At 65.6% G+C, this 22,257-nt stretch carries 20 protein-coding genes; 8 read left to right on the forward strand and 12 right to left on the reverse strand.

Going from position 1 to position 22,257, the window contains the following annotated elements; genetic code table 11:
- Positions 1–17: 17 nt before the first annotated feature.
- Together KHY18_RS07645 and KHY18_RS07650 are read right to left on the reverse strand one after the other, a co-directional pair.
- Entirely contained in the window at positions 18–584 is a 567-nt protein-coding gene (locus KHY18_RS07645) for a DUF1439 domain-containing protein (protein ID WP_249728977.1), read from the reverse strand.
- 187 nt (positions 585–771) lie between these two features.
- Positions 772–1,737 carry a Bug family tripartite tricarboxylate transporter substrate binding protein gene (locus KHY18_RS07650; protein WP_213297292.1) on the reverse strand — a complete coding sequence of 322 codons (966 nt, stop codon included), beginning with the start codon at positions 1,735–1,737 and terminating at the stop codon, positions 772–774.
- Positions 1,738–2,121: 384 nt separating this feature from the next.
- Here KHY18_RS07650 and KHY18_RS07655 point away from each other — a divergent pair, with 384 nt between their 5' ends.
- Positions 2,122–3,192 carry a porin gene (locus tag KHY18_RS07655; protein WP_213297302.1) on the forward strand — a complete coding sequence of 357 codons (1,071 nt, stop codon included), beginning with the start codon at positions 2,122–2,124 and terminating at the stop codon, positions 3,190–3,192.
- A gap of 125 nt (positions 3,193–3,317) precedes the next feature.
- On the forward strand, positions 3,318–3,962 hold the full coding sequence (locus KHY18_RS07660) for a DUF924 family protein (RefSeq protein ID WP_213297304.1): 645 nt from the start codon (positions 3,318–3,320) through the stop codon (positions 3,960–3,962).
- Positions 3,963–3,966: 4 nt separating this feature from the next.
- On the opposite strand, the gene KHY18_RS07665 is transcribed toward KHY18_RS07660, so the two are convergent.
- The 4 genes from KHY18_RS07665 to KHY18_RS07680 all read right to left on the reverse strand — a co-directional run bounded on the left by KHY18_RS07665 (position 3,967) and on the right by KHY18_RS07680 (position 7,360).
- The gene (locus KHY18_RS07665; protein WP_502768474.1) at positions 3,967–5,061 is read right to left on the reverse strand and encodes an acyltransferase family protein; all 1,095 of its coding nucleotides are present in this window, start codon (positions 5,059–5,061) and stop codon (positions 3,967–3,969) included.
- Between the two features lie 564 nt (positions 5,062–5,625).
- Positions 5,626–5,877, reverse strand: a complete 252-nt coding sequence (locus KHY18_RS07670) for a hypothetical protein (protein ID WP_213297314.1) — start codon at positions 5,875–5,877, stop codon at positions 5,626–5,628.
- Between the two features lie 113 nt (positions 5,878–5,990).
- A complete protein-coding gene (locus KHY18_RS07675) occupies positions 5,991–6,755 on the reverse strand; it encodes a tRNA-uridine aminocarboxypropyltransferase (RefSeq protein WP_213297316.1) in 765 nt (254 codons plus the stop codon).
- A complete protein-coding gene (locus tag KHY18_RS07680) occupies positions 6,755–7,360 on the reverse strand; it encodes a class I SAM-dependent methyltransferase (RefSeq protein WP_213297318.1) in 606 nt (201 codons plus the stop codon). The genes KHY18_RS07675 and KHY18_RS07680 overlap by 1 nt, the downstream gene beginning before the upstream one ends.
- 227 nt (positions 7,361–7,587) lie before the next feature.
- Between KHY18_RS07680 and KHY18_RS07685 the strand changes: the two genes are divergently transcribed.
- Positions 7,588–8,178, forward strand: a complete 591-nt coding sequence (locus tag KHY18_RS07685; RefSeq protein WP_213297321.1) for a ferritin-like domain-containing protein — start codon at positions 7,588–7,590, stop codon at positions 8,176–8,178.
- Between the two features lie 123 nt (positions 8,179–8,301).
- The gene (locus tag KHY18_RS07690; RefSeq protein WP_213297384.1) at positions 8,302–10,719 is read left to right on the forward strand and encodes a penicillin-binding protein 1A; all 2,418 of its coding nucleotides are present in this window, start codon (positions 8,302–8,304) and stop codon (positions 10,717–10,719) included.
- Positions 10,720–10,726: 7 nt separating this feature from the next.
- Here the strand turns inward: KHY18_RS07690 and KHY18_RS07695 are convergent, their stop codons facing one another.
- Both KHY18_RS07695 and KHY18_RS07700 read right to left on the reverse strand, forming a co-directional pair.
- The gene (locus tag KHY18_RS07695; protein WP_213297323.1) at positions 10,727–11,653 is read right to left on the reverse strand and encodes a hypothetical protein; all 927 of its coding nucleotides are present in this window, start codon (positions 11,651–11,653) and stop codon (positions 10,727–10,729) included.
- Positions 11,650–13,098, reverse strand: coding sequence for a glycosyltransferase family 2 protein (locus KHY18_RS07700; RefSeq protein WP_249728980.1), 1,449 nt, complete (start codon positions 13,096–13,098; stop codon positions 11,650–11,652). The genes KHY18_RS07695 and KHY18_RS07700 overlap by 4 nt, the downstream gene beginning before the upstream one ends.
- A gap of 349 nt (positions 13,099–13,447) precedes the next feature.
- Here KHY18_RS07700 and putP point away from each other — a divergent pair, with 349 nt between their 5' ends.
- A complete protein-coding gene (gene putP / locus KHY18_RS07705) occupies positions 13,448–14,938 on the forward strand; it encodes a sodium/proline symporter PutP (protein ID WP_213297325.1) in 1,491 nt (496 codons plus the stop codon).
- 145 nt (positions 14,939–15,083) lie between these two features.
- Here the strand turns inward: putP and KHY18_RS07710 are convergent, their stop codons facing one another.
- The 3 genes from KHY18_RS07710 to KHY18_RS07720 form a co-directional block, all read right to left on the reverse strand.
- Positions 15,084–15,236 (reverse strand): hypothetical protein, encoded by a 153-nt coding sequence (locus tag KHY18_RS07710; protein WP_213297328.1) that lies wholly within the window; start codon positions 15,234–15,236, stop codon positions 15,084–15,086.
- A gap of 68 nt (positions 15,237–15,304) precedes the next feature.
- On the reverse strand, positions 15,305–16,042 hold the full coding sequence (locus tag KHY18_RS07715; protein WP_213297330.1) for a tyrosine-protein phosphatase: 738 nt from the start codon (positions 16,040–16,042) through the stop codon (positions 15,305–15,307).
- 96 nt (positions 16,043–16,138) lie between these two features.
- Positions 16,139–19,060 (reverse strand): DNA topoisomerase III, encoded by a 2,922-nt coding sequence (locus KHY18_RS07720; protein ID WP_213297332.1) that lies wholly within the window; start codon positions 19,058–19,060, stop codon positions 16,139–16,141.
- A gap of 118 nt (positions 19,061–19,178) precedes the next feature.
- Between KHY18_RS07720 and KHY18_RS07725 the strand changes: the two genes are divergently transcribed.
- Genes KHY18_RS07725 through KHY18_RS07735 form a run of 3 tightly spaced genes read left to right on the forward strand, consistent with a single transcriptional unit; the run spans position 19,179 to position 21,249 of the window.
- Positions 19,179–19,721, forward strand: coding sequence for an SET domain-containing protein (locus KHY18_RS07725; RefSeq protein ID WP_213297340.1), 543 nt, complete (start codon positions 19,179–19,181; stop codon positions 19,719–19,721).
- On the forward strand, positions 19,718–20,545 hold the full coding sequence (locus tag KHY18_RS07730) for a biotin--[acetyl-CoA-carboxylase] ligase (protein WP_213297348.1): 828 nt from the start codon (positions 19,718–19,720) through the stop codon (positions 20,543–20,545). Before KHY18_RS07725 ends, KHY18_RS07730 begins: the two co-directional genes overlap by 4 nt.
- 14 nt (positions 20,546–20,559) lie before the next feature.
- The gene (locus tag KHY18_RS07735) at positions 20,560–21,249 is read left to right on the forward strand and encodes an SPOR domain-containing protein (protein ID WP_213297351.1); all 690 of its coding nucleotides are present in this window, start codon (positions 20,560–20,562) and stop codon (positions 21,247–21,249) included.
- A gap of 67 nt (positions 21,250–21,316) precedes the next feature.
- On the opposite strand, the gene KHY18_RS07740 is transcribed toward KHY18_RS07735, so the two are convergent.
- Positions 21,317–22,246, reverse strand: a complete 930-nt coding sequence (locus tag KHY18_RS07740) for an N-formylglutamate amidohydrolase (RefSeq protein ID WP_213297366.1) — start codon at positions 22,244–22,246, stop codon at positions 21,317–21,319.
- Between the last annotated feature and the right edge of the window lie 11 nt (positions 22,247–22,257).

Here is a 22,257-nt window from a genome sequence, read left to right on the forward strand (position 1 = left end):
GATGCATGGTACGCGCCTCAGCGCGCCGGCGTCTTGCGGTCCAGCGCGATCTCCAGGCCCTGGGTCGTGACCCGCATCACGCCGGGCTGCAGGTCGAGCGAATCCATCAGCGCCGTGTCCTTTTCCTGCATCTGGTAGAGCACCATGTCGCCCAGCGCCTGCTCGGCGATGGAGCTGCCGTAGGTGTTGAGCATCTCGGTCAATGCGGGCGGCAGGCCGTCGAGCGCGAGGCTGTGGACCTTGACGCGCTGCGCGCGCACCGTGCGATCGGAGGGCTCGTAACGCAGGCCGAAATCGGCCTCCATGCGGCCGTCGTAGCCCTGTTTGAGCACGGGACCCGAAAGATTGGCGATGAACTGCGCCTTGATCAGGTCGACCTGGGGCAGCAGTTGCAGCTGGGGCGCCTGCAGCTGCAGCTGCAGCAGCCCCGCGACCGGATAAGGCCGGGGAAAGCGCTGGGCCACGGCCTGCTGGAGCTTTTCAGCGGACACGATCACATTGCGCGGCAGGGCCTTGCCAGAACATGCGGTGGACAGCAGTGTGGTGGACACCAGGGAACTGAGCAGAAAACGGCGGCGAAGCATGGCGAACAAACCCGTGAGAAAAGCGACGAAAACCGCCAAGGATAGCGCCCCCGCTGCGCGGAATAGGCGACTGTTGATGATTTTTCGTGCTGAAAACACGCGCAAAGTTCCCGCCATGCGGCGGTAACAAAAAATCCGCCTGGCCCCCGAGAGGGCCAGGCGGATGCGCGGGCTGTATGGCCGGTGTTTATTGCGGCGGGATTTTCGCGGTCTTGATCACATCGCCCCAGCGCTTGACTTCGGAAGCCAGCAGCGCCGAAGCTTCCTGCGGCGTGCTGGACTGGGCGTCCACATTCAGGTCGTGGAGCTTTTTCTTCACGTCGGGCGAATTCAACGCGGCGACGATCACCTGGTTCAGACGGGCAATAACAGGCGCCGACGTCTTCGCGGGCGCGGCCAGGCCGTTCCAGCTGCGCGCCACGTAGCCGGGTAGGCCGGCTTCCTTGGTCGTGGGCACGTCGGGCAGCACGGCCGCACGCTTGTCGCTGGTCACGGCCAGCGCGCGCAGCGCCTTCGACTGGATCTGCGTGAGCACGGGCGCGACGATTTCCACGGCCGCATCGATCTGGCCGCCGCGCAGCGCGGTGACCACGGCGGGCGTGCCGTTGAACGGGATGATCTGCACGTCGACGCCGGCCGCCGACTTGAACATTTCAGCGGTCAGATGCTGGGTGCTGCCCACATTGATCGAGCCCAGGTTCAGTTGGCCGGGGTTGGCCTTGGCGAACGCCAGCAGCTCGCCAAAGGTCTTGAAGCGCGAGTTCGCCGCCGTGACCACGGCCAGATCGAAGTAGCCCAGCGTGGAGACCGGCGCGAAGTCCTGCAGCGTCTTGAACGGCAGGCTCTTGAACAGGCCTTCGCTCACGGCCGTGCCGTTGGACATCAGCAGCAAGGTGTGGCCGTCGGGTTCGGCCTTGGCCACGGTGTCGCCCGCGACGATGCCGCCCGCGCCCGGCTTGTTCTCGATCACCACGGCCTGGCCCAGCGATTCGGCCATCTTCTGGGCCACGACGCGTGCGGTCACGTCGGCCACGCCGCCCGCGCCGAACGGCACGACGATGCGCACCGCCTTGGTCGGGAAGTTCTGCGCAAAAGCCGCAGGCGTGAAGAGCGCGGTCGCCACCAGGGCGCCGAGCAATTGCTTGAATTTCATAGCTGTCTGTCCGTTGAATCGTTGAACAAGCCCGTGGCCCGAGACATGCCTGCCGGCATGTTGGGCCAGGCCGCAAGCGCCGCCAAAGGTATACCAAAAGAGCATAGCGTATGCCCTGCATTATTGGGCTTGCATCAGCGCAATTGGACAATTTTCCACAAGTGAAAACCCTAGTTTTTCACAATGGAAACAGATTCCACCTCTGAAAATCAAGCCAGTGCATTGCATGAAACGCCTTTGTCACACAACGATTTCAGATCAGGCCAAGAACTCCGCCCGCCGGACTTGGCATATCAGCTATGCCAAATTCATCTATCTCAGAACAAAAATCCCCGACAAACTCCAGCCTCGCTGTTACCCAAAATTACATCAAGGAGACATGACATGCACAAGATTTCAGCCCTCGCGCTGGTGGCCCTCAGCGCTGCCATGCCCGCCCTGGCCCAGAGCCAAAGCAACCTCACGGTCTACGGCATTCTGGACGCCGCCGTGCGCACGCAAAGCGGCCTGACCGCGGGCTACGCCGGCGCGCCGAACAACACCACTGTGGTCAACAGCGGTGTCGGCCCCACAAGCCGCTGGGGCCTGCGCGGCCAGGAAGACCTGGGCGGCGGCCTCAAGGCCACGTTCAATCTCGAATCCACGCTGGGCGTGGACGTAGGCACCTCCGGCTCGGCCGCGGGCTTCTTCGATCGCGCCGCGGTGCTGGGCCTGGCCGGCAACTGGGGCGCGGTGACCGCCGGTCGCCAGAACACGCTGGTCGCGGACTCCGCGGGCATCGCCGACCCCATAGGCCTGCGCTTCGCGGGCCTGAACCCCAACATCCAGGTGACCAGCCTGACCGGCCACCGCCTGGGCATCGAATACGGCGCGACCAACACCAACGCCGCCTCCAACCGCGTCAACAACTCGATCAAGTACTCGGGCACGTTCGGCGGCCTGACCGTGCGCGCGATGTACAGCTTCGGGGAGTCCGCCATTTCCAGCACCCGCCAGGACACCAAGGGTCTGGGCCTGAACTACGCGGCCGGCGACCTGGCGCTGACCAGCGCCTACACGCAGTTCCACGACGCCAACGGCCTGGAGCTGGACGCCGCCACCATAGGAGCGGCCTGGAAGACCGGCGGCCTGCGCCTGATGCTCAATTACGGCCGCAACCAGGGCGACACCACCACCACCACGCAGACCACCAACAAGGTGCTGTCCTTCGGCGCCAACTACGCCTTCAACAACCAGTGGAGCTTCAACGGCGGCTACTACAAGGTCGACCGCGAGCGCACCGGCCTGAACAAGGACGGCTTCACGCGCCTGATCGGCTTTGTCGACTACAGCCTGTCGCGCCGTACCAAGCTGTACCTCGAAATGGACTCCACCAAGTGGAAGGGCAACTACCAGGGCGTGGGCAACAAGGCACGTTCGAACGGCATGAGCCTGGGTGTGACCCACTCGTTCTGATCGCTGCACACCTGCGGTCTGAAATGGCACCTGGCATGGGTGCCATTTTTTTGGAGCATGGCCTACGCGTTCAGGCCTGAGCGAGCCGGCACAATGAAGTCCCTGTCGCTTCCGGAAAAACGCCCATGTCTGACGCCACTTCCACCGCCCTGCCCGCAGGCCAGGACCCGCGCATTGCCCAGATCCTGACCTATTGGCTGGGTGCCGCCGCGCCCACCGATGCCGACGCGCTCGCGCGCCAGTCGCTGTGGTTCACCAAGTCCGCCGAAACCGATGCCGAGATCGGCGTGAAATTTGGACCACTGGTCGAAGAGGCGCTGTCGGGAGCGCTCGATGGCTGGGCCGAATCGGCGCGCGGGCGGCTGGCGCTGATCCTGCTGCTGGACCAGTTCACACGCAACCTGTTTCGCGACACGCCCAAAAGCTTTGCCGGCGACACGCAGGCCTTGCAGCTCGCGCTCGACGGCATTCTTGCGGGCCACGATGTCGCCCCTGGCGTGCCCAGCGTGGCACGCATCTTCTATTACCTGCCGCTGGAACATGCCGAAGATGGGCCGCTGCAGGCGCAAAGCGTGGCGGCATTCGGCAAGCTGCACGAACTGGCCACGCCCGAACTGCGCGGTTTCTTTGCCGGCACGCTCGACTACGCGTTCAAGCACCAGGATGTGATCACGCGTTTCGGCCGCTTTCCGCACCGCAACCCGATTCTGGGCCGACCCAGCACCCCTGAGGAACAGGCGTACCTGGCCCAGCCGGGCGCGGGCTTCTGAGCCTTCAGCCCGCCGTTGCCGCAACGCCCGCGCGTTCATCGGCAACGCGCTTGGGCCGGTCGCGCCAGCGCATCGCCCAGCGCTCTATCGTGTAGAACGACAGCGCCGACAGCGCGACCGAGATCGCCAGGCCCGCGACCACGACCACGGGCCACGAGTAATCGGCGCGCAGATAGCGCACCACCGGGTAGTGCCACAGGTAGACGCCGTACGACAGCCGGCCCAGGTAGACCAGCACCGGCGCGCGGAACATCTCGTAGACCATGCCGCGCTGCTGCTGCACCGCGACCAGCAGCACCAGCGCCGCGCATTCGACGACCGTCAGACCCCAGACCATCACTGCCTGGTTGTCCCATTCGAGGCGCATCAGCAGCGGAATCGCCAGCGGCAGCCACATGGCATGCGGCATGCGCTTTTGCAGCGCCTGGATCCAGCTCGGCTTCTCGATCACCAGCGCCGCCAGCAGACTGCCGGCCAGCAGGCCCGAAGCCCGGGTATCGAAGCGGAAGAAAATCTCGTAGAAATGCTGTCCCTGGCCCACCCAGAACAGGCGCCAGGCTGTGCTCAGCACCCACAGCAAAAGAATGGAGCGCCACAGCTTTCCGGCCTGGGTCTTGCGCAGCAACAGCACCAGCAACGGCGGCCAGACGAGGTAGAAATGCTCCTCGACCGACAGCGACCACATGTGCAGCAGCGTGTCGGGGCTGTCGAAGAAAGCGATGCCGTAATCGGCGAGATATAACGCGGAAACCAGCGCATCCTGATGGATGTCGTCGAGATCGGGCCAGAGCAGCGGCGCGATAAGACAATAGGCAGCGAGAAACAGCAGCAGCGCGGGCATCAGCCGGAAGAAGCGGCGCCGATAGAAGCGCCAGTAATCCAGGCGCTGGTGGTCCTGGAATTCCTGCAGCAGCAGCGAAGTGATCAGGAAGCCGCTGAGCACGAAGAACAGATCGACGCCCAGGAAGGCGCCCTCGAACATCGGCACATGCGCATGGGATAAAAGCACCAGCACGATCGCCACGCCGCGTAAACCGTCGAGCGCGGGGTTGTAGCGCAGTTTGAAGTCTTGCAAAGCCAAACCGGAAGTACCTTTCATCCATCCGGGACTGGCCCGAATCATTCACATGGGAGGAGCGTGCAAGCCGCCGGGCGGCACAGGCACGCACGACAGGCGCTGGCCCGAGTCGATCGGAGCCAGTGCAGAAAATAACGGCACAGAAGGGAACAGCGGTAGAAATCTGCGCAGCACGCGCAGGCCCTGCAAATGCTGCGGCCCGCTCTAGCGGTGGCACAGCGTTGCAGCCCTTGGAGTGCTCAACGAGCACTTGGCCGGCTGAATAGGATCAGCGTTTTTTCATTCTAACCACGGTTCTGCCTCAGAACCTTGCTAGCAAATTTAATAGCAACCCAAATGGGGTTCAAGGGAAAAAAGCCTACAACGCATGTAAGAAATAGTAGGAAGCGGCAGGTCGGCCGGGCCGGCGCAAACGCCGGCACCGGGCCCGCCGCAGCCGTGCAGACCGGCAAATATGTATCGGATGAAAAATGATGCAACGCGTGGCGTCACATGGGGTTGCCGCCGTCCGGGCAACCACGGGCGCCTGCGGGCGCCCTGGAAAAGTCGCAACGGGCATGGAGACCGATGCGTTGCGCTCAGCGCTTAACGCTTGACGACGGACCAGCCGGCATGCAGGTTCTGCTTGTCGTTCTCGTAATCCCAGATCGTGCCGCAGCGGTCGCACTGATAACGCGTGACCGTCACCTGGCCCGAAGCCCGCTCTTCCTTGCGGTTGCCATGCTGGGCCAGCTCGACATGGCCCTTGGCGCGGCGCCAGTTTTGCTGGATGCCTTCGCACGAAGTGCACATGGGCTCAGGCGTGTTGGCGGGGGTGGAGGAGCGATCTTGGGTCATGGAGCGTGGGATAAAAAGTGGCGGGAGTCAGCGCAGCGCACAACGACCCCAAGGGGCGTGATTGTGCCGCAAGGCCCGCCCTGAGCGCTTGGCAGGGTGAAAACGCGCTGCGTTCAGCGCGCGGTCGCAGGCGCACCCAGCGCGCGCAAGGCCTGGTGCGCAGGGCTTTCGAGGTCGGGCGGCAGCTGGTGCTTGGCCTGCAGGTAATGGTGGGTGAACATGTCAAAATAGGCTTCGAGCGTCTGCGCGGCGCGCGTGTCGCCGCCCAGCTCCAGACACAGCGCCGCGACTTCGGCGGTGCAGAAATGGTCGCAGCGCGTCGAGCGCCGCAGCTGGTAGCGCGAGACCTGTTCGGCCAGCAGGCTCAGCACCGGAAAGCGCTCGAGATAAGGACTCTTGCGGAACATCTTGCGCGCTTCGGGCCAGGTCGCATCCAGCAGTATGTAGAGCGGGCGTCGGCCCGCATCGGCCGCCGGCGCCACGGCATGCACCACGCGTTCCGGCGCCGCATACTCCCCTGGAAACACCACATAGGGCTGCCACTGCGGATCGGCCAGCAGCGCCAGCAGCGCCGGGTCGACTTCGGTGCGCGCCCAGCCAAACGCAAACGTGTCCTGCACCACATCGGCCACGAGCCAGCCGGTGTTGCTGGGCTTGAGCGGTTCGATATCGGCCATCAGCAGGCACACGCCCGCGCGCGTGGGCTGGGTTGGACGCAGCGCGCACAGGCAATGGCTGGGCCGCAGCCGGCAGCCCGCGCAGCGCTCGCCGCGCGGTCCGCCGCGCGGTCCGCCGCGCGCCAGGAACGGCTTGACGCTGCGCGCCAGACGCGCGCTGCGCAGGCGCGACACCGCGTGGGGCGTGATGTCTTCGGCCATCAGCGCGCCGCGCACTCGAGTTCGAACAGCGGCACTTCGGCGTCGCGGTGCAGCCAGATGCCGCCGCCCAGTTCGGTGAATCCGTGCGACAGACCGCGCCGGTACAGCTCGGCCCGGTGGCGAAACAGCCGCGGGTCGGTCAGCGTCTCATCAAGGATGTCGCGCTCCCAGTCTTCATGCGACACGGCCTCGATGTACAACGCGCCCTGGCTCAAGCTGGCGAAGTTCTGCAGCGCGCGCTTGAGGTCGGCCGCGCTCAGGTAGGGCAGAACGCCCTGGCAGATGACGAAATCGAAAGGCTCGGACGCGCGGTAATCGACCACCGAGCCGCGCTCCCAGCCGAAGCGCTCGCACAGGTAGGCGCTGTACTCGACGCCATGGAACGTGGCCTGCGGAAAATGCCGCGCGATGATGTCGCGCCACAGGCCTATGCCGCAGCCGACGTCGAGCACGCGCCGCACCGGCACGCGCAGGTATTTGAGGTAACTGCAGACAAAGTTGCCCAGGCGCTCCATGTGCTGGGGGTCGACCACGCTGGTTTTCTTGTCGAAATAGTAGCGCTCGTAATACGCCTCGTCGAACCAACTGTCACTTGCAGATTTCACGCACTCTCCTCGGGCCATGCCGGCGCGCCGACAGCGGGCAAGACATTTGCCCCAGGGATTCGAGTATCGCGCAGCGCCAGGGCCGGGCGCTGCCGTCGGGTCTTTCGGCCGCACGCTTCGATTGCGGTTTTTTCACGGTTGGCGATGCGCGTTTTTCCCACAGACGACGCGCCCGCCCCCTCTTAATCTGGAGTCATAGCCTTGCCCGACAGGGAGGGAGACCTTTAATGAAACCGTCCAGCGCGGCACCTCGCGGTGCCAACCCGTCGCGTCAGGCCGCCGCCTCGGCAGCGCGCGAGCGCCTGGCGCTGAACCAGGCCGGCATCGAGGCCGCCAAGGCCGACTTGCAGGCCGGTGCCGTGACCCCGCACTTCGGCCCCTGGCGCGAGGAAATCATAGCCCTGCTCAACGACGCGCTGGCCACCGAGTGGATCTGCGTGATGCGCTACAAGCGCCACCATTTCACCGCCGTCGGACTCGCCTCGCCCGCGATCGCCAGCGAGTTCCTGGTGCATGCGAACGACGAAGCCCAGCATGCCGACTGGCTCGCGCGGCGCATCGTGCAGCTCGGCGGCGAACCCGATTTCAACCCCGACACGCTGAGCCAGCGCAGCCATGCAAGCTACAACGCAGCGCGCGAACTGCAGGCCATGATCCGCGCCAACCTGATCGCCGAGCGCGTGGCCATCGAGACCTACAGCCAGATGATCAGCCTGATCGGCGACAAGGACCCGACCACGCGCCGCCTGATCGAAGCCATCCTGGAGCAGGAACAACACCACGCCGAAGAACTCGCGGATTGGCTGGCGCCGGCATAACGCTACGCGCCACAAGGCCAAAACGCTGCCGCCAGAGGCAAGCCGGCACCCCTGAAGCAGCTTCCCCTTTTTTCAGCCACACTGCGCGCTTTGCATTCCCAGCAGCCTGGCCTGCTCAGCACTGTGCGCTTTTCCGTGAATGATTTGAAGCTGCCCGCCCGCGCGGCGGCCGCATGGCAACATGCGCAAGCCTGGCCCTTCTGGCCGACCCGCGAGCGCCTGGCAGCGCTGCGCCGGCCCACGCGCAAACAGTGGGCCTGGGGCCTGGCCGCGCTGCCGCTGCTGGCGCTGCTGTATGTGCTGATATTGATTCCGTTCACGCCCGGCATCCGTGACATCCGCAAGGCCAGGCTCGAGCAGCCGGCCCAGATCCTGAGCCAGGACGGCAAGGAAATCGCGGTGTTCAAGCGCAGCAACCGCGACTGGGTCGCGCTCGACCAGATCTCCCCGGCCGTGGTGAAGGCGCTGATCGCCACCGAAGACCACCGCTTCTACGACCACCATGGGCTCGACTGGCGGCGCACGGCGTCGTCGCTGGTCTATACGCTGGGCGGCGACCGCCAAGGCGGCTCGACCATCACGCAGCAGCTCGCGCGCAACCTCTATCCCGCCGAAATCGGCCGCGCGCCCACGCTCACGCGCAAGCTCAAGGAAGCGATCACGGCGTTCAAGATCGAGGCGCTCTATACCAAGGACGAAATCCTCGAGACCTATCTCAACACCGTGCCGTTTCTCTACAACGCCTACGGCATCGAGATGGCGGCGCGCACCTATTTCGACAAATCGGCCAAGCAGTTGAACGTGCTCGAGTCGGCAACCCTGGTCGGCATGCTCAAGGGCACGAGTTATTACAACCCGGTGCTCAACCCCGAACGCTCGGTCGCACGGCGCAACACCGTGCTGTCGCAGATGGTCAAGCGCGAGGAACTCGACGCGGCGACCTTCGAGCAGCTCAAGAAACGGCCGCTGCGCATCGACTTCGAACGCCAGGAAGAACCCACCGGTCCCGCCCCCCACTTCGCGCAGCAGCTGCGCAAATGGCTGATTTCCTGGGCCGACAAGAACGACTACAACATCTACACCGACGGCCTGGTGGTGCACACCACGCTCAACGCGCAACTGCAGTCCTGGGCCAACCAGGCCGTGGCGCGCCAGGGCCGCACGCTGCAGGGCATTGCCGACGCAGGCTGGAACCAGCGCGGCGGCTGGAACAGCGACAACCCGCTGGTGCTGACGCTGGTGCGCGAGTCGGACGAATACCGCAAGTCGGCGCTGGAACCCGAACAGGCCTTGCAGGCGCTGCTCAAGGACAAGGCCTTCATGCGCCGGCTGCGCACGCAGAAGACCCGGCCCGAAGCCGGCCTGCTGGCGATGGACCCGACCACGGGCGCGGTGCGCGCCTGGGTCGGCAGCCGCGACTTCGCGATCGACGGTTTCGACCATGTGCAGCAGGCGCGCCGCCAGCCGGGCTCGACCTTCAAGCCCTTTGTCTATGGCGCAGCGCTGCAGCAGGGCCTGCACGCCGATGACAAACGCCCCGACCAGGCCGTCGAGATCAACCTCGCCGGCGGCGAAGTCTGGCGCCCCAGCGATGCCGGACCGCCCAGCGGCAAGGACATGACGCTGGCCGACGCGCTGGCGTTCTCCAAGAACACCATCACGGCCGCGCTGATGCAGGAAGTCGGCGTGAACAAGGTGGTGCAGCTGGCGCGCGCGCTGGGCGTGCGCCAGAGCCCGCTCGAGCCCGTGCCCGCGCTGGCCCTGGGCAGCAGCCCGGTCACGCTCAAGGAAATGGTCAGCGCCTATGGCACGCTGGCCAATGGCGGGCGCTACCTCGAACCGATGTGGGTCACGCGCATCGAGAACCGCGATGGCGAGCTGCTGGCCGAGTTCGCGCCGACGGCGCCCGAGCAGGCGCTCGACGGCCAGCTCAGCTTCACGCTGGTCGATATGCTGCGCGGCGTGATCGACAAGGGCACGGCGCGCGCGATCCGCCAGCAATACGGCATACGCGCCGATGTCGCGGGCAAGACCGGCACCACGCAAGGCAATGCCGACGGCTGGTTCATCATGATGCACCCCGAACTGGTGGTCGGCGCCTGGGCCGGCTTCAACGACGGCCGCATCAGCCTGCGCAACGACCATTGGGGCCAGGGTGCGCGCAGCGCGCTGCCCATGGTCGGCGACCTGACCGCGCGCGCGCTGCGCGCACGCGTGATCGACAGCCGCGCCAAGTTCACCGCGCCCGAGGAACACCGCTGGTGGAGCGGATTCGGCGAAGCGCTGCGCACGCGCTGGGACAGCTGGTGGGCTCCGGCCAAGCCGCAGCCCGACGCCGCGCCGCGCAAGCGCGCCGAGCCCGCGCCCGACAACGCCGCACCCGCTCCCGTCGAGCCCGCGCCGGAGGCGCCGGCCGAACGCATCACCGTCGTGCCCGCCACGGGCCTGCCCATGCCCACGGAAACCATAGAGGAAAGCACGCCACTGCTGCCGCTGACGCCCGGCAGCGTGGGCCAGCCGTGGACTCCGGATTCGCAGTAAGCGCCGGCTAGAACGGTATCCGCACCTGCGCCACAAAACTGGTGTACCGATAGCCATCTTCGGACGCGCGCAGCGCCGATGCATGGTCCTGGCTGGTCTCGAAGCCGACTTTCCACTGCAGGGCCGCGCGCCGCGGTGAGGCCAGAAACAGTCCCGCACTCCAGGCCGCATGGCCGCGCCCGTCGATCGATTGGCGCCCGCGGTCGACATTGGCGCTGAGCACCACGCTGTCGTTCAATGCCGTGCGCCACAGCAGACCCAGCGAAGCTTCGTTGAAGCGTTCGGGCGAGAAATATTCAGGCCGATAGGGGTTGCTGTTGCGGTAGTGGCGCGTCTTGGCATACGCGTACCAGCCGCGGTCCTCGTCGAGCGTGAAAGTCCAGCGCGTGCGCAGCAGGTCGCGCCGGTTGTCGTTGGAAAACCAGCTCGCGCCCGCGGCCACGCCCAGCGACAGGCGAGGATGAAACTGGTGGTCGAGCACCAGCATCGCCGCGTCATAGTGCACGCCGTTTTCGAGGCCACGGCGCGAGTTGACGACGTCGCGCTCCAGGCTCAGGCCCATCGAAGTCGCGTCGCTGAGGTGGTACATCGCATCGAGCATGCCCACGGTCAGCGAGTGGCCCGCCGTGCGGTTGGCGCCCAGCTGGGCCTGCCACTGGTATTGCGATGTCTGCTTGCGGTGCGTGACCAGCAGGCTGCGGCCCGAGGCCGACCAGCCCTTCATGCGGTAGTCCTGCCAGCCCGCCTTCAGGCCCCAGCCCGAAGCCGCTTCGTACTGGGTCCAGGGCTTGAATTCGGTGAACCCATCGGAATCGTCGCTGGCATCCACGCCCACCGAGACCGCGGGCAGCGGGGCGACCAGCGCCTGCGCGCCCGCCGCCGCCGGCAGCAAGCCGGCGAGACCGCTCAACCACCATGCCAGGCGCTTGTTCATTTGGTCCCCCAGTTCTTGTTGCGGCTGAAAACCTCGCTCAGGTAGCCCCAGACGCAGGCCGGCTGCAGGATGATGCTGTAGAGCAGGGCATAGACGACAAAGCCCACGGGGTTGCTGCGCACATGCAGGTTCTGCTCGGCAAACATCCGTGTCTGAATGTGAAAAATCACATAGTTGAGCAACATGGCCGCGGGCAGCACCAGCAGCGTCATCGGCCCGGCAATCCAGTAGATGCCGAACAGCGCCAGCACCAGGCCCGGAATGAAGAACACGGTGTAGACCAGGTCCAGATAGGGAAACAGCAGATTCCACCAGATGAACAGCAGGCTCATGCGCCACTGGAACAGCATGGGCCAGTGCAGCTTGAACGCTTCGATCAGGCCGCGCGACCAGCGCTGGCGCTGGCGAATGAACTGCCGCCAGGTGTCGGGCGCATTGGTGAACAGACAGGCGTTTTCGGCGAAGCCCACGCGCCAGCCCTGGCGCAGAATGCCCCAGGTGACGACGATGTCCTCACCCACCGTATGCGGCCAGCCGCCCATGGCCTTGAGCACGCCGGTGTCATAGGCCGAAAAAGCCCCCTGCGCGACCAGCGTGCCCTGGTACATGCTCTGCAGACGCTTGATCGCCGCGATGCCGTGGAAGTAATCCCATTCCTGCACCTTGGTGACGAGGTTGCTGCGCGAGTTGCGCACCAGCACCGCGCCAGCCACGGCGCGCGTGTTCGGCGGGTCGCTCACATACCGCTGCACGAGGTGCAGCAGCGCGTCCTTGAAGAGATAGCTGTCGCCGTCCACGGTCAGCGTCAGCGGCGTGTCCACCAGCTTGAGTGCCGCATTCAAGGCGTTGGCCTTGCCCCCGTTCTTCTCGAGATGCAGCACCTGCAGCCAGGGATAGGACACCGACTGCAGTTTGGCCAGCGTGCCGTCGGTCGAGCCGTCATTGATGACGATGACGCAGAACGCTCCCGGATAGTGCTGGCGGTCGATGCTTTCGAGCGTCGCAAGGATGCTCTGTTCCTCGTTGTAGGCCGCCACCAGAATGGTGATTGCCGGCAGCTGCTGCGGCGCGATATGCGGCCTGACTTCGGGCCGCCGGTCCATCAGCAGACTCACGATGAGAAAAGCGTTGATGAAGCCCGGAATCACCGCAATGCCGTAGATGGCGAGGTAGGCCGGCACGGTGCCGACGATGCGCGAGAAATCCGCGATCCAGGGCTCGGCCAGTACATGGGCCATGACGCCCCAGGCAATGCCCAGCAACAGCGCCACGGTGAACTTCGCGCGCACCGGGAAATACCAGCGCGAGCGCGCGGCGGGCGGAGATTCGGCAGCAGACGCCGGAACCAGAATGTCTGATTCCGGCAGGGCCGCGGCAGAGTCCAGGGGCATGCCGGGCAGCAGGGCTGCCGACGTGCTGGACGGCATCGTCAGTTTCGAATCCATAGCGTTCCACCCCGAAAAGGAAGATCAAGGACCCAGCACTCACCTGGCTGGCATGGTCTGAGAAAAAGGATGTAACGCCTGCTTGAACACGCGGTACGCCCGGACATCAAAGATTCATTTGCACACACCGATGCTTGATTATCAAACGCTGCAAAAGCGGCTCGATTGCATTTGTTAGGCCACTCCATAGCGAATAGCAATCGGAAATGTCATCCGATGCACTCCATCCAGCCAATTGCACGACAGGCGTAGCTTGGGCAGAGGGCATGCGCACGCGGCGTTCACTGCCATGGCCGCCGGCCGGGTGCTTCCCACAATCGGAAAAACGCCCACCGACAAGGACTACGCCATGACCGCGAATCTGCCCACCACCATCACTTTTGCCGTCTATCTGCTGGCGATGCTGCTCGTCGGCTGGTTCGGCTACCGCGCCACGGCCAACCTGTCGGATTACATCCTTGGCGGGCGCAGTCTGGGCAGCGTGGTCACGGCGCTGTCTGCCGGCGCCTCCGACATGAGCGGCTGGCTGCTGATGGGCCTGCCCGGCGCGGTGTTCGTGTCGGGCCTGTCGGCGTCCTGGATTGCGATCGGCCTGTGCCTGGGCGCCTGGCTCAACTGGCGCTTTGTCGCCGCGCGGCTGCGCGTCTACACCCAGAAAGCCGGCAATGCGCTGACGCTGCCCGACTACTTCACCAACCGCTTCGAGGACACCAGCCATCTGCTGCGCATCGTCACGGCGCTGGTCATTCTGGTGTTCTTCACGATCTACTGCGCTTCGGGCGTGGTCGCGGGCGCGCGCCTGTTCGAAAGCATGTTCGGCATGAATTACCAGATCGCGCTGTGGGTAGGCGCGTTCGCGACCATGGCCTATGTTTTCATCGGCGGCTTTCTGGCCGTGAGCTGGACCGACACCATCCAGGCCTCGCTGATGATCACCGCGCTGATCCTCGCGCCGCTGATGGTCCTCCATGCCGACGGCGGTGTGGCGGCCAGCCATGCGGCCATCGCCGCTGCGCGCCCGGCCGCGATCGACATGGCGGCTTCGCTCGACACCATCGCCATCGTTTCGTTGCTCGCCTGGGGCCTGGGCTATTTCGGCCAGCCGCACATCCTGGTGCGCTTCATGGCCGCCGAATCGGTCAAGACCATTCCCACGGCGCGGCGCATTGGCATGACCTGGATGGTGCTGTGCCTGGGCGGGGCCGTCGCCGTGGGCTTCTTCGGCATTGCCTTCTTCGGCCAGCGCCCCGAACTCGCCGCGAACGTGAACGCCAATGCCGAAACCGTGTTCCTCGAAGTCGCCAAGATTTTGTTCAACCCCTGGATCAGCGGCATGCTGCTGGCCGCGGTGCTCGCCGCCATCATGAGCACGCTGTCATGCCAGCTGCTGGTCTGCGCCAGCGCGCTGACGCAGGACCTCTACAAAGCTTTCCTGCGCCAGGATGCGAGCCAGCGCGAGCTGGTCTGGTTCGGCCGCGCGATGGTGTTCGCCGTGGCCGTGGTCGCCATACTGATCGCCCGCGACCCGAACAGCCGCGTGCTGAGCATGGTCAGCTATGCCTGGGCCGGTTTCGGCGCGGCGTTCGGTCCGGTGGTGCTGCTGAGCCTGGTCTGGCCGCGCATGACGCGCAACGGCGCGCTCGCGGGCATGGTGGTCGGCGCGCTGACGGTGCTGGTGTGGCAACACTACCAATGGGCCAAGCTCTACGAAATGGTGCCGGGATTTGCTTTGGCGACGCTGGCGATCATCGCCGCGAGCCTGCTGGACAAACCGCCTTCGGCGCGGCAACTGGAGATCCATGAGGCGGTGGATCTGGAAATTGCGGAGCATGGGGGGTGAGGGACGTTCACGGCTTGCCCCTTCGAGGGCGGCCATAAACAACGGCCTTGGCTCAAAATACCGGCCCTGCGACAGGCTCAGGGCGAACGGAGGATCTTAGGGCGCGCGCCCGTCTAAGCCCAGGCATTCAACCGGACATCTTCCTTCAGCGCACCCGACTCACACCCACATCGATATCGCCAAACACCGTGATGCCGCTGCCGCTGCTCGCGCCTTCATTCACCGGGCTGCCGCCCGCGCAGCCCGCAAGCCCCGCGGCCAGCGCCAGGGCGGCGCACCATCGCATGCAAATCTTCATGAATACTCCTTCAAGCAAGCCTTGATCCTAACGGGCGCGGGCGGGAGCAGGTAACGGGATGTGCGCCGTCAGGCCAGATAGCGTGCGGCCAGCTGCGCGCGCGCCGCGCGGTCCATGCCCAGCACTTCGGCCAGATACCGGTCCATGCCGCCATGGTCGCGGTCGACCAGGTCCATCGCGGCGTCGAGAAACGGTTCCTGCACGCGCCACAGCACTTCCAGCACTTCCTCGGGCAGGCGCCCGGCAACGGTGGCCGGAGGGCGCTGGTAATGCGCATTGGTCAGCAAATAGTCTTCCATCACCTGTTCGCGCGACACGCCCAGCGCATGCAGGATCAAGGCCGCGGCCCAGCCCGTGCGGTCCTTGCCCGCCGTGCAGTGGAACACCAGCGGCGCCTCGCTTTGCAGCAGCAGCTGGAAAAGGCGCGCGAAGCGGTCGGAGTTGACTTTCACGAAGCTGCGGTAGGTGTCCTGCATCAGGCCCACGGTGTCGGCCGCCGTCATCCGGTGGCCGGCCGCGAGCAGTTCCTGGGTGCGTTGCACCACCGTGGGCTCGACCATGAAGGCGTGGCGCGTGAATTGCGGCCAGGCATAGCCTTGCGCCGTGATTTCATTGACACCGCGAAAGTCGACGCTGTGACCGATGTTCAATTCGGCCAGCGCCTGCAGGTCGGCGGCGGAGAGCCCCGCCAGATGGTCGGAACGGAACAGCCGCCGCCATTGCAGGCTGCGGCCGTCGGCGGTGGTGTAGCCGCCGAGGTCACGAAAGTTGCTGCTGCCTTCGAGGCGCAGTACACGGTCCGGCATGCCGGGCGGAAGCGGGGAAGCGTTCGTAAGGGCCATGGGCCACAGCGTAGCGCATTGCGCGCTGCGCCGTGTGTACCTTAGATGACTCCCGCGCTGTCAGGCCAGATGCTTGCCTACGATGCCGGCCAACTCGAACATCGTGATCTGGTCCTTGCCGAACACCGGCAAAAGCCTGGCGTCGGCGTTGATCGCGCGCTTGTTCGTCGCGTCCTGCAGGTTGTTGGCCTTGACGTAATCCCAGACCTTCTTGATGACTTCGGTGCGCGCGACCTTGTCGCCGCCGATCACCGCCGCCAGCTCGGCGCTGGGCGTCAGATTGGACGCGACCTTGCGCGGCGCCTTGACGGCCGCCGTCTTGGTCGCGGCCACCTTCTTCGCGGCCGGCGCCTTCTTGGCGGCCGCGACCTTCTTGGCCGCCGGCGCCTTCTTCGCGGGCGCACCCGCGGTCTTGCGCGCCGGATACTTCGAATCGCGCTTCTCGAACTCGAAGTTCACCTTGCCTTCCGTCGCGTCCCAGACCAGGAAGGCCTTGAACGCACGGCGCGTGCGGTTGGAAACGAACTTCTCGAGCAGATCAGTCTTTCCCGTGGACAGCAGCTTGACCATCTGCTCGCGCTCTATGGGCTGCTGCAGGATGATCTGGCCGCTCTTGAAGTCGCAGCTGGGCGCGGCCTGGGCCAGCGTGGGCACGGCCTTGGAGCAGACATAGTTGCTGCCATGCTCGAACACCGGCGCGCCGCACTTGGGGCATGCGCCCAGCGGCTGCTGGCTTGTGAAATCGACGATCTCGCCCGTGTCTTCGGAATTGGCGTCGTCGCCGAAATCGAATTCGAGCTTGTAGTTGCTGTTCTCTTCGTCATGCACGATGGCCACTTCGGCGACGAACGGCCAGCCGGCCTTGGAGCGGAAGCCGTCCAGCGGGCCTATGCGGCGGTCGCGCAACAGGGTTTCGGCTTCGTGCGTTTCGAACGTGCGGCCCGCGGGCGACTTGGTGAACGAGAAGCCGCAACCGGCCTGCTTGCCGTCGGCGCCCGTGCAGGCGTAGCGGCGGTAATTTTCCTTGACCACGCCCGAACAGTTGGGACAGGGCGTGGACAGTGTGGCGTAGTCACCGGGAATGGTGTCGCGGTCGTATTCCTTGGCCTTCTTCACCAGGCGCTCGGTCATGGACGCGATTTCCTGCATGAAGGCTTCGCGCGACAGCTGGCCTTTTTCCATCTGCGACAGCTTGTATTCCCACTCGCCGGTCAGATCGGCGCGCGACAGTTCCTCGACGCCCAGGCCGCGCAGCAGCGTCATCAGCTGGAAGGCCTTGGCCGTGGGAATCAGCTCGCGGCCTTCGCGCAGCATGTATTTTTCGGTCAGCAGACCTTCGATGATGGCGGCGCGCGTGGCTGGCGTGCCCAGGCCCTTTTCCTGCATCGCCGAGCGCAGTTCCTCGTCTTCGACCTGCTTGCCCGCACCTTCCATCGCGCCCAGCAGCGTCGCTTCCGAGTAGCGCGCGGGCGGCTTGGTCTTCAGGCCCTTGGGGTCCACCGATTCGGCCAGCGGCTGCTCGCCGGGCTGCACGGGCACCAGGTTCTGGCCCTTGTCGCCTTCCTTCGCGTCCTCGACTTCGTGCGCGGCTTCCTTGCCGTAGATGGCCAGCCAGCCCGGCTTGACCAGCACCTTGCCTTCGGTCTTGAAATGGTTGTCATCGACGCGGCTGATGCGCGTCGTGACCTGGTGCTCGGCGCTGGGGAAGAACACCGCCATGAAGCGGCGCACCACGAGGTCATAGAGCTTCTGCTCGGCTTCGCTCAGGCCGCTGGGCGCCTGCGTGGTCGGGATGATGGCGAAGTGATCCGACACCTTGCTGTTGTCGAAAATGCGCTTGGTCGGGCGCACGTAGTTGTTCGTGATCGCCTGCTGGGCGAACGGCTCGAGGTGGCGCATGCCGCTCTTGGCGAGCATCTCGAACGTCTGCTGGGCCACAGGCAGATAGTCTTCGGGCAGGGCGCGCGAATCGGTACGCGGGTAGGTCAGCGCCTTGTGGCGTTCGTAGAGGCTTTGGGCGATAGACAGCGTGGTCTTGGCCGAGAAACCGAACTTGCCGTTGGCTTCGCGCTGCAGGCTGGTCAGGTCGAACAGCAGCGGCGACGCCTGGGTCGTGGGCTTGCTTTCCTCGGTCACCACCGCGGGCTTGCCGCGCGCGGCCTGCGCGATGGCCTGGGCTTCGGCCAGGCTCCAGACGCGGTCGGCGCGCATTTCAGGGTCTTCGTTTTTCTTCCACTGCGGATTGAACCACTTGCCCAGGTAGGCACCGGCCTGGGCGCCGAACGTGCCGTGGATTTCCCAGTAGTCGCGGCTCACGAACTTGCGGATCTTTTCCTCGCGCTCGACGACCACCGACAGCGTGGGCGTCTGCACCCGGCCCACGGTGGTCAGGAAGAAGCCGCCGTCGCGCGAATTGAACGCCGTCATCGCGCGCGTGCCGTTGATGCCCACCAGCCAGTCGGCCTCGGAGCGGCTGCGCGCGGCGTCGGCCAGGCCCTGCATCTGCTCGTTGCTGCGCAGGCTCTCGAAGCCCGCGCGAATCGCCTGGGGCGTCATCGACTGCAGCCACAGGCGCTGCACGGGCTTGCCCAGCGGCTTGTTGCCGCCCGCGTATTGCTCGATCAGGCGGAAGATCAGCTCACCTTCGCGGCCCGCGTCACAGGCGTTGATCAGTTTGGTCACGTCCTTGCGCTTGGCCAGGCGCACCACGGCGTTCAGGCGGCTCTTGGTCTTGTCGACGGGCTTGAGATCGAAGAAGGGCGGAATCACCGGCAGGTTGGCGAAACTCCACTTGCCGCGCTTGACGTCGAACTCTTCGGGCGCCTGGATTTCGACCAGGTGGCCCACGGCGCTGGTCACCACATAGGTGTCGCTCTCGAAATGGTCATCGTGCTTTTCAAACTTGCCCGCGATCGGAGTCAGTGCGCGAACAATGTCCTGCGCCACGGAAGGCTTCTCGGCAATCACCAGTGTTTTTGTCATTGTGTGTTCTCGTCATTTCAAGCAACCGCCCTCCAGGGTCGGCGAGCGCTTCTACAATCCATTCCTACGCGTGCACGCGCACGCGCATGTGTGCATATTCAAAGTATCAGAGATTCCAATGCCCCGCACCCAGCCCCCTACTCCGTCTACATCGGCACAGCGCCGCATACAGACCCGGCGCTCCGGCGTTCACGGCAAGGGGGTCTTTGCCGTGCAGGATATTGCCGAGGGCGAAGTCCTCATTGAATACACGGGTGAAATCATCTCCTGGCAACAGGCCCAGGACCGTCACCCGCACGACCCGCTGCAGCCCAATCACACGTTCTACTTCCACGTCGACGAAGACCGCGTGATCGACGCCAACTTCGGCGGCAATTCCTCGCGCTGGATCAACCACAGCTGCAACCCCAACTGCTACACCGACGAGCGCGACGGCCGCATTTTCATCACCGCGCTGCGCAACATCGCTGCGGGCGAGGAACTGAACTACGACTACGGCCTGATGCTCGAGGAGCGCTACACCGCCAAGCTCAAGGCCGAGTACCCCTGCTACTGCGGCGCGGCCAACTGCCGCGGCACGCTGCTCGCGCCCAAGCGCGGCTGGCGCCCGCCCATGCCCGGGGACGCACCGTCCACGCCCCTCAAGGGCCGCAACGCATGAGCCTGCCTACCGACCCCATCCGCTGGCCCGCCGAGGCCCTCTGGCAGGCCGTGAGCCCGCTACTCGAAGGCTTTACCGTCGAGATCCTGCCCGAAGTCGACTCGACCAACACCGAGCTGATGCGCCGCGCGCGCGCCGGCCGCTGCGAGCCCATCCTGCTGGTCACCGAACAACAGACCGCGGGCCGCGGCCGGCTGGGTCGGCAATGGGTCAGCGAGATCGGTGATTCGCTGACGTTTTCGCTGGGCCTGCCCATGGCCCCGGCCGAATGGTCTGGCCTGTCGCTGGCCGTGGGCGTGAGCCTGGCCCAGAGCCTGCAGCCGCAGTTGCCCACCGCGCACGAAGACCGACTGCGCCTGGGCCTCAAATGGCCCAACGACCTTTGGCTCGAAGGCGATCGCAAGCTGGGCGGTATCCTGATAGAAACCGCGAGCGGCATAGGCCTCACGGGCGCGGACCGCTACGTGGTGATCGGCGTGGGCCTCAACGTGCGCGCACCCAATGGCCAGGGCCTGTCAACCACGCCCGCGAGCCTGCGTGAAGTCGACGCCGCGCTCGACGCGCCCACGGCGCTGGGCCGCATCGTGCCGCCGCTGGTGCGCGCCTTGCAGGCCTTTGCCCAGCATGGCTTTGCGCCCGTGCGCTCGCAGTTCAGCGAACGCGATCTGCTGCTGCAGCGCGAAGTGAACCTGAGCGACGGCCAGAGCGGCCTGGCCCAGGGCGTGGGCCCCGACGGCGCGCTGCTGGTGCAGACCGCCGAGGGCCTGCGCGCCGTGACCAGTTCGGACATCAGCGTGCGCCCCCGGCCCGCGTCCCTTTCCTGACAGGAAGCCCCCCCATGCTGCGCATCGCCCTGTTCATCCTGCTGCTGGCCAATGCCGGCTATTTCGCCTGGAGCCAGGGTGCGTTGGCCAGCCTGGGCTGGGCGCCCCAGCAGCACACCGAACCCGAGCGGCTGCAGCAGCAACTGCACCCCGAAGCGCTCAAGCTGCAGCAGCCGCCCGCGGCGGTCGCTGGCGCGCCAGACGCCGCCCGCCCGCCCACGGCGCCCGCCGAAGCGCCGCCGGCCCAGGAAGGCCCGGCCCAGTGCCTGCAGGCCGGCATTTATGACGACGACGCATCAGACAAGCTGCGCCGCGCGCTGCTGCTGCAGTTCCCCGAAGGCAGCTGGAAGCTCGACGAGATCACCCAGCCCGGCCGCTGGATGGTCTACATGGGCAAGTTCGCCGACAACCAGGCGCTGGAAAAGAAGCGCGCCGAGCTCGTGGCGCGCAAGCTCGACCATGACCGCGCGGGCGGCACGCTCGACCCCGGCCTGTCGCTGGGCCGTTTCAGCAGCGAGGAAGCCGCGACGCGCGAGCTGACCCAGCTGGTGCGCCAGGGCGTGCGCAGCGCGCGCGTGGTGCAGGAGCGCCCCGACAAACATGGCTACGTGCTGCGCCTGCCCGCGGCCACGCCCGCGCTGCGCGCCCAGCTCGAAGCGCTGCCGGCGTTCGGCGACAAGGCGCTCAAAGCCTGCGCTTCCTGAGCGGCCGCCGCTGCAGACGAAAAAAAGCCCGGTCGAACCGGGCTTTTTTGCATGTGCAGCGCCGTGATCAGGCGCGCGGATCCAGCGCCATCAGGTCTTCGACCAGCGCCTGCAGATCGGCCGTGAGGCGCAGATAGCCGGCCTGGTCGAGCTCCAGTGTCTGCTCGTCCATGTAGATCTTGCGGTTGATCTCGATCTGGATGCTGTGGCGGTTCTCGGCCGGGTTGCCGTAGCGGCGCACCAGCTCCACGCCCTTGTAGGGGTGGTTGTAATCGACGCTGTAGCCGCGCTCGCGCAGGAAAGCGCAGATGCGCTGCGACAGGCGCGTGTCGGCGGTCGTGCCGTCGCGGTCGCCGATCACGAAGTCGGCATGCACCAGACCCGGATGCAGCGTCGCATGGCTGGCAGCGACCGCGGGCATCGAATGGCAGTTGATGTGGATGCTGTAGCCATGGCGCGCATGCGCGGCATCTATGGCCTTGGCCACGGCCGCGTGGTAGGGCTTCCAGCAGCGCTCTATGCGCGCCAGCAATTCATCGACCGACAGCGCGCGCTCATAGATGGGCACGCCAGCGTCGGTGAACTTCCAGATCAGGCCCTTGCCCAGCCGCACCTTCTGCAGCACCACCTGGTCTTCGGTGACGGGCAAAGGCCAGTCGCCGTCGATCATGCCGGTGTCGATTTCCGTGGTGTCACGGTTGGCATCGAGGTAGATGCGCGGGAAGTGGGCCTCGACCCAGCTCACGCCCAGCGCCGGTGCGAACGCATAGATCTTTTCGACATGCGTGTCTTCGGCCTGGCGCAGGGTGGCCAGCGGCAGGCAGGAGCCGAAGTCGTCGGGATACCAGGTGCCGCTGTGCGGCGAATCCAGCACCACGGCACTGGTGCCGGGAATGCTGGTCACCATCTGGGCCGGAGCGGGAGCGTGGGCCACGCCCGCCACTCCGGGCTGGGCGTGCTGGAAACGTTGGCTGATCAATTGCAAGACGGGATGCATAGGCAAACTGG

Source organism: Acidovorax sp. CCYZU-2555, from assembly GCF_018413525.1.
Lineage (GTDB): Bacteria > Pseudomonadota > Gammaproteobacteria > Burkholderiales > Burkholderiaceae_C > Comamonas.

Coding starts and splice junctions, on each gene's coding strand:
- KHY18_RS07645 (WP_249728977.1), bottom strand. CDS start 584: ATGCTTCGCCGCCGTTTTCTGCTCAGTTCCCTGGTGTCCACCACACTG.
- KHY18_RS07650 (WP_213297292.1), bottom strand. CDS start 1,737: ATGAAATTCAAGCAATTGCTCGGCGCCCTGGTGGCGACCGCGCTCTTC.
- KHY18_RS07655 (WP_213297302.1), top strand. CDS start 2,122: ATGCACAAGATTTCAGCCCTCGCGCTGGTGGCCCTCAGCGCTGCCATG.
- KHY18_RS07660 (WP_213297304.1), top strand. CDS start 3,318: ATGTCTGACGCCACTTCCACCGCCCTGCCCGCAGGCCAGGACCCGCGC.
- KHY18_RS07665 (WP_502768474.1), bottom strand. CDS start 5,061: ATGAAAGGTACTTCCGGTTTGGCTTTGCAAGACTTCAAACTGCGCTAC.
- KHY18_RS07670 (WP_213297314.1), bottom strand. CDS start 5,877: ATGACCCAAGATCGCTCCTCCACCCCCGCCAACACGCCTGAGCCCATG.
- KHY18_RS07675 (WP_213297316.1), bottom strand. CDS start 6,755: ATGGCCGAAGACATCACGCCCCACGCGGTGTCGCGCCTGCGCAGCGCG.
- KHY18_RS07685 (WP_213297321.1), top strand. CDS start 7,588: ATGAAACCGTCCAGCGCGGCACCTCGCGGTGCCAACCCGTCGCGTCAG.
- KHY18_RS07695 (WP_213297323.1), bottom strand. CDS start 11,653: ATGAACAAGCGCCTGGCATGGTGGTTGAGCGGTCTCGCCGGCTTGCTG.
- KHY18_RS07700 (WP_249728980.1), bottom strand. CDS start 13,098: ATGGATTCGAAACTGACGATGCCGTCCAGCACGTCGGCAGCCCTGCTG.
- putP (WP_213297325.1), top strand. CDS start 13,448: ATGACCGCGAATCTGCCCACCACCATCACTTTTGCCGTCTATCTGCTG.
- KHY18_RS07710 (WP_213297328.1), bottom strand. CDS start 15,236: ATGAAGATTTGCATGCGATGGTGCGCCGCCCTGGCGCTGGCCGCGGGG.
- KHY18_RS07715 (WP_213297330.1), bottom strand. CDS start 16,042: ATGCCGGACCGTGTACTGCGCCTCGAAGGCAGCAGCAACTTTCGTGAC.
- KHY18_RS07720 (WP_213297332.1), bottom strand. CDS start 19,060: ATGACAAAAACACTGGTGATTGCCGAGAAGCCTTCCGTGGCGCAGGAC.
- KHY18_RS07725 (WP_213297340.1), top strand. CDS start 19,179: ATGCCCCGCACCCAGCCCCCTACTCCGTCTACATCGGCACAGCGCCGC.
- KHY18_RS07730 (WP_213297348.1), top strand. CDS start 19,718: ATGAGCCTGCCTACCGACCCCATCCGCTGGCCCGCCGAGGCCCTCTGG.
- KHY18_RS07735 (WP_213297351.1), top strand. CDS start 20,560: ATGCTGCGCATCGCCCTGTTCATCCTGCTGCTGGCCAATGCCGGCTAT.
- KHY18_RS07740 (WP_213297366.1), bottom strand. CDS start 22,246: ATGCATCCCGTCTTGCAATTGATCAGCCAACGTTTCCAGCACGCCCAG.